At 64.6% G+C, this 8,300-nt stretch carries 9 protein-coding genes; 3 read left to right on the forward strand and 6 right to left on the reverse strand.

The genetic code is table 11. The annotated features are described in order from the left end of the window. Positions 1 to 218: 218 nt before the first annotated feature. A complete protein-coding gene (locus tag C0541_RS00230) occupies positions 219 to 1,106 on the reverse strand; it encodes an SDR family oxidoreductase (protein ID WP_115045197.1) in 888 nt (295 codons plus the stop codon). Positions 1,107 to 1,240: 134 nt separating this feature from the next. Between C0541_RS00230 and C0541_RS00235 the strand changes: the two genes are divergently transcribed. The 3 genes from C0541_RS00235 (at position 1,241) to C0541_RS00245 (ending at position 4,590) form a co-directional block, all read left to right on the forward strand. Next, the gene (locus C0541_RS00235) at positions 1,241 to 1,675 is read left to right on the forward strand and encodes a winged helix-turn-helix transcriptional regulator (protein WP_115045198.1); all 435 of its coding nucleotides are present in this window, start codon (positions 1,241 to 1,243) and stop codon (positions 1,673 to 1,675) included. Positions 1,676 to 1,999: 324 nt separating this feature from the next. Continuing rightward, positions 2,000 to 2,497: a hypothetical protein gene (locus C0541_RS00240; protein WP_115045199.1), complete on the forward strand. Its 498-nt coding sequence runs from the start codon at positions 2,000 to 2,002 to the stop codon at positions 2,495 to 2,497. After that, complete coding sequence (locus tag C0541_RS00245) at positions 2,494 to 4,590, forward strand: methyl-accepting chemotaxis protein (RefSeq protein ID WP_238601225.1); 2,097 nt, start codon at positions 2,494 to 2,496, stop codon at positions 4,588 to 4,590. Before C0541_RS00240 ends, C0541_RS00245 begins: the two co-directional genes overlap by 4 nt. Positions 4,591 to 4,782: 192 nt before the next feature. Here the strand turns inward: C0541_RS00245 and C0541_RS00250 are convergent, their stop codons facing one another. The 5 genes from C0541_RS00250 to C0541_RS00270 all read right to left on the reverse strand — a co-directional run bounded on the left by C0541_RS00250 (position 4,783) and on the right by C0541_RS00270 (position 7,527). Continuing rightward, positions 4,783 to 5,244: a methyltransferase family protein gene (locus C0541_RS00250; RefSeq protein ID WP_115045624.1), complete on the reverse strand. Its 462-nt coding sequence runs from the start codon at positions 5,242 to 5,244 to the stop codon at positions 4,783 to 4,785. Between the two features lie 100 nt (positions 5,245 to 5,344). Then, complete coding sequence (locus C0541_RS00255; RefSeq protein ID WP_238601226.1) at positions 5,345 to 5,635, reverse strand: hypothetical protein; 291 nt, start codon at positions 5,633 to 5,635, stop codon at positions 5,345 to 5,347. Between the two features lie 18 nt (positions 5,636 to 5,653). Next, entirely contained in the window at positions 5,654 to 6,049 is a 396-nt protein-coding gene (locus tag C0541_RS00260) for a DUF5329 domain-containing protein (RefSeq protein WP_238601227.1), read from the reverse strand. A gap of 203 nt (positions 6,050 to 6,252) precedes the next feature. Beyond that, positions 6,253 to 6,435 carry a hypothetical protein gene (locus C0541_RS00265; RefSeq protein WP_180496860.1) on the reverse strand — a complete coding sequence of 61 codons (183 nt, stop codon included), beginning with the start codon at positions 6,433 to 6,435 and terminating at the stop codon, positions 6,253 to 6,255. A gap of 300 nt (positions 6,436 to 6,735) precedes the next feature. After that, the gene (locus C0541_RS00270) at positions 6,736 to 7,527 is read right to left on the reverse strand and encodes a hypothetical protein (protein WP_115045200.1); all 792 of its coding nucleotides are present in this window, start codon (positions 7,525 to 7,527) and stop codon (positions 6,736 to 6,738) included. Between the last annotated feature and the right edge of the window lie 773 nt (positions 7,528 to 8,300).

Raw genomic sequence — 8,300 nt, forward strand, 5'->3', positions numbered from 1 at the left:
CCGGAGACAGCGACGGTGGACCTGGGGTCGATGCCGGGCCGATGCCGCCTGCCGTGGGCGGCCAGGGGGCGCCGCCCCCGCCGAGCGGGGAGGGCCGATGACTCGGGGCATGGCCAAGGCGGGTCATCGCCCGCCTCGGCCGGACATGCACCGCGTGGCGCGGCGCCACGGCGGCGTGCTGCCGCACGGTGTCGCCCAGCACGCTGCCAGGGCCGGACTCAGCCGGCCGGCGCCGCCTGCAGTGCCGCCGCCACTGCCTCGCGCAGCGAGGTGGTCGGGCGGCCGATCAGCTGGCTCAGCGTGTGGCTGTCGTCGAACAGGCTGCCGCCGCGCGAGGATGCCGAGCACTGCGCCAGCACCTGTGCGAAGGCGGCCGGCAGGCCGATCTGCACCAACGCCGCCGCGTAGTCGGCTTCGGGCAGGTCGTGGTAGGCCACCGGCTTGCCGGATTGCTGCGCCACCTCGGCGGCATACTCGGCCATCGTGAAGGCGGTATCGCCGGCCAGCTCGTAGACCTTGCCGGCCTGCGCCGTGTCGGCGGCCAGCACCGCGGCGGCGGCTTCGGCATAGTCGGCGCGCGTGGCCGCACTGATCCTGCCATCGCCCGAGCTGCCGATCGCCGCGCCATGCGCCACTTCGGCCGCGATCGAGCCGGTGTAGTTCTCGGTGTACCAGCCATTGCGCAGCAACACATGCGGCACGCCGCTGTCGCGTAGCAGCGCTTCGGTGGCCACATGCTCGGGTGCCAGCGACAGCGTGCTGGTATCGGCATGCAGCACGCTGGTGTAGGCCAGCAGGTCCACGCCGGCACGCTTGGCCGCCTCGATCACGTTGCGGTGCTGCGGCACGCGTTCGCCCACCGCATTGGACGACACCAGCAGCACCCGGTCTACGCCCGCGAGGGCCTGGTCCAGGCTCTGCGGGTCCGCATAGTCGGCGCGACGCACAGTGATGTCGCGTTTTGCGAACTGCGCGAGTGACGCAGTATCGCGGGCCGTTGCTACGATCCGTGCAGCCGGTACACGCGTCAGCAATGCTTCGACCACCAATGCGCCCAGCTGCCCGCTGGCGCCGGTGACGAGGATCAGGGGGGAAGTGTGTGGCATGGTGAACTCCAGTAGGTATTGATAAGAGGTATGGTCTACTATCTAGACTCTTGGCCCGCGCACCTATTGTCAGTGCCGTTCGAACCTCCGCAAGGAGGCAGTTTTCCACCCCCTGGTTACCGTGAGATATCCCAGTGAACGCGATTGCTCTGTTTCCACCGCCGCCGTCCCTGCAAGGCATGCCGTTCGATGCGACCAAGTGCCCGGTGCGCGACGTGCTCGACCAGATCGGCGACAAATGGACCATGCTGATCCTGCTGACGCTGATTCCCGGCCCCTCCCGCTTCAGCGCCATCCAGCGCGCCGTGCCGGACATCTCCAAGCGGATGCTGACCCAGACCCTGCGCAACCTCGAGCGCAACGGCATGATCACCCGCAAGGTCTACGCGACCAAGCCGCCCAGCGTGGAGTACGCGCTGTCCAAGCTTGGCGTGGCGCTGCTCGAGCCGATCTCGCAACTGCTCAACTGGGCAGGCGAAAACCATGCCGCCATCCGCTCTGCACGCGACCGCTTCGATCGCGCCCAGCAGGCGGCGGTTGCGCTGGATGCCGACGAAGCGATGGCGTAGGCGCCCGCGTGCCGGAGTGATGCCGGAGCCGATGGTGCTGGCTGCCACCCGCCGCGGGGCAGCCGTGCACACTGCCGCAGCTGTCCTTGCGACAGGCAGCGCGTGCGGTGCATCAACCAAACCGTGTGAACGCGTGCTCACAAAATCCCGCGCCGGATGAACGTGCGGTAGCGCTACCGCGACGGCCTCAACCCGTCATCCCTTGCTGCGCAACGGTCCCGCCGCGCGCTGTCGCCACCATCGCAAATTTCAATCGCCAGCCGGCTCAAGCGCACGCGTCCGCATCCGATAAGGGCTCACCTTATCTCGCGAGCCCGTTGCGCCATGCCTGTCTTCGGTACCTTGTCCGCCCCGACGCGACGCACCCTGGGCGCTGCCCTGCTCGCGCTGTGGTGCGGCTGGATCGCCGTGGCCTGGACCACGCCACCAGCGCAGGCCAACGACATGGCCGCTGCCTGGACGCAGGTGCAGGCCAGCCTGCCGGCCGCGCAGCAGATGCCGATGCTGATCGGTGTGGCAGGCGCCTGTGCGTGCAGCGACCTGGCCGCCGATCGCGCCTGGGCGTTGCTCAGCAGCGCGGTGCGTGCGCGTGGCGGCCAGGTACGCATGCTCGACGCCCCTGCGTTGCGTGGCAGCGGCTATGCCGTGTGGTTGCTCGGCGCCGACGGCCAACCGCGCTACGCAGGCCCTGCCGACGGTGGCGCCGTGTGCGGCACGGCCGGCGCGGCGGAGTGGTCGCGCTGGTTGCCCGATGTCCTGGCGCGCACCCCCGCTGCCGCGCTGGTGTCCCCTTGTCCTTGTGCCGTGGAGTCGCTGTCATGATGGAACTGTCCGCATCGGCACCGCCGACCTCCACCTACGCCACCCGCCTGGCGATCAAGGCCGACCGCTTGTTTCTGTGGCTGGCCGTGCTGCAGGGCGTCGGCTCGCTGGGCCTGGCCTGGTACCAGGGCCAATGGACCACGTTCGTGGCCGTCACGTTGCCCAGCCTGTTGCTGATGGCCTGGCAGGTGCAGGCCAACCCCGGCACGCGCCTGACCCGCATCACCAATGCGCTGGTGCTGATGGCCCTGGTCGCCGCCACCATCCAGCAGGCGCATGGCCTGGTGGAAATGCACTTTGGCGTCTTCGTGATCCTGGCGCTGCTGCTGTACTACCGCGACTGGCTGCCGGTCGTGGTCGCCGCTGGCGCCATCGCCGTGCACCACCTGGCGTTCTACTGGCTGCAGTCGCGTGGCACGCCGGTGCAGGCGTTCACCGTCGGCAGCGGCTTCGGCATCGTGGTGCTGCATGCCGGCTATGTGATCGTCGAAACCGTTTTCGTTTGCGTGATGGCGGTTCAACTGCGCCGCCAGGTCGATGCCCTCGACCACGAGGCCGAGGCACTGGCCGAACTGGCCGACACCCTGGCCACCGGCGCCACCCTGCCGCCGGCCATCCTGCAGCAGCCCTTCCGCAGCGGCTCGCTGGCGCAGGCGTTGGTGCGCATGAGCGTGCAGGTGGAACAGCGCATCGCGCAACAGCAGCAACTGCTGCTGGAAAACCGCCGCATCCGGCTGGCGCTGGATGCATCGGCAATGGCGGTGGCCATCGTCGACGGGCAGGGCGCTGCCATCTATCGCAATCAGTCGTTCCAGCAACTGAGCACGCAGGTCGACCCACAGGTGCTGCACAGCGCACTGGCCGATGCGGTACAGGCCGGGCATGCCGCCGGCACCAGCAGGACGCGCGCGCTGGCGGCGCTGCAGCTGCAGGAAAACATCACCCCGGTCCGCGATCACGACGGCGCCTCGCTGGGCGTGGTGGTGGAGTGGCAGGACCGCACGCAGGACCTTGCGCTGGAAGAACAGCTGGCCACCGTCATCGCACAGGCGACGCGTGGCGAGCTCGGCGCCCGTCTGCAGGGGCATGCCGGGGTGGGCACGCTCGGCCAGCTGGCCGATGGCGTCAACCAGTTCCTCGCCATCACCGACGACAGCCTGCAGGACATGCGTCGCATGCTGGCGGCGATGTCGCGTGGTGATCTATCGCAGCGCATCGATCGTCACTGCGAAGGCGTGTTCGAGCAGATGAAGCGCGATGCCAATGCCACCGCCGACGAGCTGGCGCGCATCATTGCGCAGATCCGCAGCTCAAGCACCGCGATCAATCACGCCGCCGGCCACATCCTCACCCGCAACGACGCATTGGAGCAGCAGGTGCAAAGGCAGTCGGCCACGCTGGGCCACACCGCCACCCAGATGCAGGCCGTGCTCGGCACCATGCAGCAGCACACCGCGCAGGCCGCCGACGCCGACAAGCTCACCGCCGCCGCATCCGAGGCCGCGCGCAACGGCGGCGACACCATGCACCAGGCGATGGGCACCATGCAGCAGATGGAGCAGGCCTCGCGCCGCATCCAGGACATCGTCTCGGTCATCGACGGCATCGCCTTCCAGACCAATATCCTCGCTCTCAATGCCGCGGTCGAAGCCGCACGCGCCGGCGAAGAAGGCCGCGGCTTTGCCGTGGTCGCCGGCGAGGTTCGCGCGCTGGCATTGCGCTCGTCCACTGCCGCCAGCCAGATCAAGACCCTGATCGGCGAATCGGTCACGCATATGCAGGCCGGCGTGCAACAGGTGCGCCACGCAGGCGAAGGCATGCAGCACATCGTCGCCACCATCGGCCAGGTCAGCAGCACGCTCAGCAGGATCGCCACCGCCTCACAACAAGAGGCGGGCAGCATCGCGCAGGTGCATCACACCCTCGCCGGTGTGGATACGGACATGCGCGACGGCGTCACCCGCATGCAGGACGCCAGCGCCGCCGCACGCGCCATGGGCGACCATGCCGCGCAGCTGGAAGATGCGGTGAGTGCGTTTGTGGCCGATGCTCACGCAGATACTGACATCGTGCGGGAACGACAGGTCGCCTGACCCAGCGTCGGCGCAACGCTGGGCTTGTGCAAACCGCAGGCTTTCACCGGCTTGCTACCCGCGCAATGCCATGCGTGGTGTGCTGCTGCAGTGGCAGGTTGCCACCGGCGCAGTCGCGCCGCCACACCGTCAGCTATCGTGTGGTCAACCGGTCAGCGCCAAGCGCACGACCGAATGCGTGGCCAAGCTCGCTTACAGCCAGCGTCGCACGCGTGCGCAGAAGTCCGCATAGACGCCAGGGAACCGGAGGGCCAATTGCCGTTCCTCCGGCTTGATCTGAAAGCGCGTCACGTAGAGCACAAACAGCGGGACCGCCAGTAGCGCCACCGCGTGGTGCAGATACAGCGTCCAGCCCAGCAGCATTGCCGCGTGACCGACATACATCGGGTTGCGGCTGTAGCGATACACACCGCCAGTGATCAGTTGCGTGGCCAGCGACGGCCTCAGTGGGTTAACAGTCGTACCGGCACGCTTGAACGCAAGCTTGGGAAGGCCGTTGAGCGCGACGCCGGCACACGCCAGTACAAGCGCTACGGGCGCGTGCCGTGGCAGCGAAAACGCAAATCCCGGCATCAGGCGCGTGACAGCAAACGCAGCGAGGCCCAACAATACCATCACTACCGGCGGCGGGATCTTCGTTTCGAGCCGATGCATCGTGTGGTTGATTGACATGTTCCCTCAGGACATCTGCTCCGAGCTGACGGATGAATCCGCGATGTTGCTGAGTCAATTCTACGCTCGCGATGTCGACACTTCACTTGAGGTGTGGACTGCGCCAGAAAATCCAGGCCCGACCTGCCACGGTGCCGAGAAGGCCGCCGGCCCATCCACCGGTGATCCAGCGTTCGTCGAAGAACTGCGCCAACACTGCACCTGCAACGAAGCCGGCAAGCGCTAATCCTGCGACCTTGCGCTGCTCGATCAGCCATTGGGCCTGCTTGGCCTGTTTGGCACGCTTGAGCCGCAAGGCCTCCTGCTCCGCAGGATCCCGCGCCAGTATCGCTTGAGCAATTGCATCAGCCTGAGAGGGCTTCATGTCTGCCATGGATTGGCAATGAGCGGATCAAACCGCAGTGCGGGAAGGGGTGAGTATGCTGGATATGGTGTTATCGCCCGAAGGCTTCCTGCGCAGCTCGCGCAGCTTGCCGGTGAACCAGGACTGGCTCGATACAGGCGCAGCATTGCCGCAACGCACCTGATACGGCTTGCCCGACATGCTGCTCTTGGTGGCGGCAAGTTCGATAAAGGACTCGGTGGACGTCACCAGTCCTTTTTTCTGCAGATACTCGTACTTGCGCTGCAAATGTTCGCTGGCTTTCGGCGCCGCGTACCACGACCCATTGCGCGAAAACTCGCAGTTGGATTGTTCAAGGACCCTGAAAAGCTGACCGACCTCGCGCGTGGTGGCGGGCGAAATCCCTTGGGCTGAAACCGATGCACAGACACCGAGCAGGAACACTGCAAGACACGATCTAATATTCATCGACGAATGGTAGCGCATGAAAGTGCCTTGCCGACCGGCATCGAGGGGGCGGTACCGAAACAGCTGCGGATCCGCTGCCAAGGCTGCATTTCACAGCGGTTACCAGACGGTATCAAAGTCGGCCCCAGCGGCACAGCGCAGTCGGCCTAGCGACATGCGCCTATCACCTGATGCCGGCGTCAGATGGCACCACGCCGACGCGCCAAGGCAATGCCGAAAACGGAGCCAAGCGAGAGACCCAGACCGATGCCTTGAGCTAGGTTGCCCATTGCTCCCCCGAGGGCCGCCCCAAGGCCTGCGCCGATGGCAATGCTGGCGCCGACCAACTTGGAATAGAGCTTGGTATCTGCTGGTTTCAACATGAGCATTCCTTCGTTGATGGTTGAACCGATCCGCCTGGCGATGGCCCTGCACTGCGCAGGCGATCACTGACACACACCACGGCCTTGATTTTAATGCCTTGGGCTCGCGTTGCAACACAGGAGCCAGCGCGCTGTGTCAGCGGCAGCGTGACGTCACGACATCCAAAAGGCCGATGTTTTACAGCAAGCGACGCGTCATTAGACGCCCGCTCAAGCGGGTTCAGAACCGTTAGGGAAGCGTTATCTAGCGAGCAAGGCCAGACCAGCGGCAACGCAACAATGGAGCCATCAGGAAGGATGCTAGACATCCGCCGGCGCGTATCGCAGCAGCGTCGAACACTCGAAGTAATTCCCGTAATACTCGCCCGCCCGCAAACCCGGGTTCGCCTCAAAATCGATGTAAGCCTTGGAACAATGCGGGCAGCGGAACGGATTGAGGTAGGCGTAGCGGGATCCATCCGGCGCCAACGGCAGTGCGTCTTCCAGCGCAGCAAGCGCTTCGGCATCCGGGTCGGACAGCGCTGCAGGGCTGACGGGCAGATGGCTATCGACCGTGATGGTGTAGTTGCCAGACTCCGAGTAGAAGTATCCCGCGTTGCTAAAGCCGGCGTGGTAGGAGCGGATCAGGAACGAACGCTTGCAATGGTCGCATTCGCAGGAAAGCACCACGTTGCTGTATGTGAGCAAGCCGTTGAAGTGCAGACCCCTGGCAAACAGGCCCTTGCCTGCAAGGGCGGAACTGCTGACGCTGGCGCCCGGCAGGAAGAACGGCTGAAACCTGATCCCGGATGCCTGGCCATTCGCAAACGCGTCTGGATCCAGCTGCTCGGTCTGCGAAATGACGCAGTCCGCCTGGCAGCCGAGGTTGGGATGTACGCGAACCGAGAAGTGGAACCACCCGGTCGCAGCGCCAAGCTCATGTCGATGCACCTCTCCCGCCGAGTCGGCAAACTCCAGGACGCTATCGGCCTTCAACCACGCAGAAGGCTTGATCTCGCAAGGAACATCGTTGTGGTCAACGCGACACAACTCCTGTCCATTGGCTCGAACGATCAGTAATGGAGCAGCTTTCTTCTTGAAGATGGAGAACATGCTTTCCTTGGCGGCAAGGCGTGACTAGGAGATCGGATCGCTGGGCGATTGGGCAGATTTTAAGGCTTTAGCTTCGCCTGCGGCGGATCAACGGCCATGCCCATGAGAAGAGCAAGCAGATGCCAAAGAGTGCAAGCAAGAAAATGCCAAGTCCTGCCCAGGACATGCCGAACAGCCAAAGGCCAGAATGACACGCGACCGGGTCTCTTGCGGTGGAGGCAAAAGTGGCGCAGGGCGAAAGAGTTTTGGTGTGATGCCACCAGGTGAGCGTAACGGAAGCACCGAAGACCACCAGTAGCGCAGCCAATAGCCGAAGCGTGCGATATACAACTGACGTCTTTGTTGATTTCGGATGTGTGCACATGTGCAGAGCGGCCTACCGCCTAAATGAGGTGTTGGGGCCTACCACCCCTGAGCCTGCGCAAATGATTCAAGTTGTTGCTGAACCTTGGCAGCTAGTTCCGGTGACGTGTAGAACGCAAGGTCAGGGGCGTCCACGTCATCCTTGAACGCAACCACCACCAAGCGCTCGCGTTTGCCATTCAAGGTGGCCGAGAACTCCCAATTGCCTGTTGTCTCACCGGCAACGCATCGATTGCCTGTGTGAGTGCGTCGGCGTCCAGATTGGTACTGACAGAGCCAGACAGTGCATGCAGGAAGGGTCCAACCCCATCCTGATCGAAGTGTCAGCTCCCCGTAAAATTGGTCCATCCATAGTTAGAGGTCTCCGGGCACACTAGCCATCAAGGAGACCAACGATGCGCAAGAGCAAG

This window comes from Xanthomonas arboricola (assembly GCF_003353015.1).
GTDB classification, from domain to species: Bacteria; Pseudomonadota; Gammaproteobacteria; order Xanthomonadales; family Xanthomonadaceae; genus Xanthomonas; species Xanthomonas arboricola_E.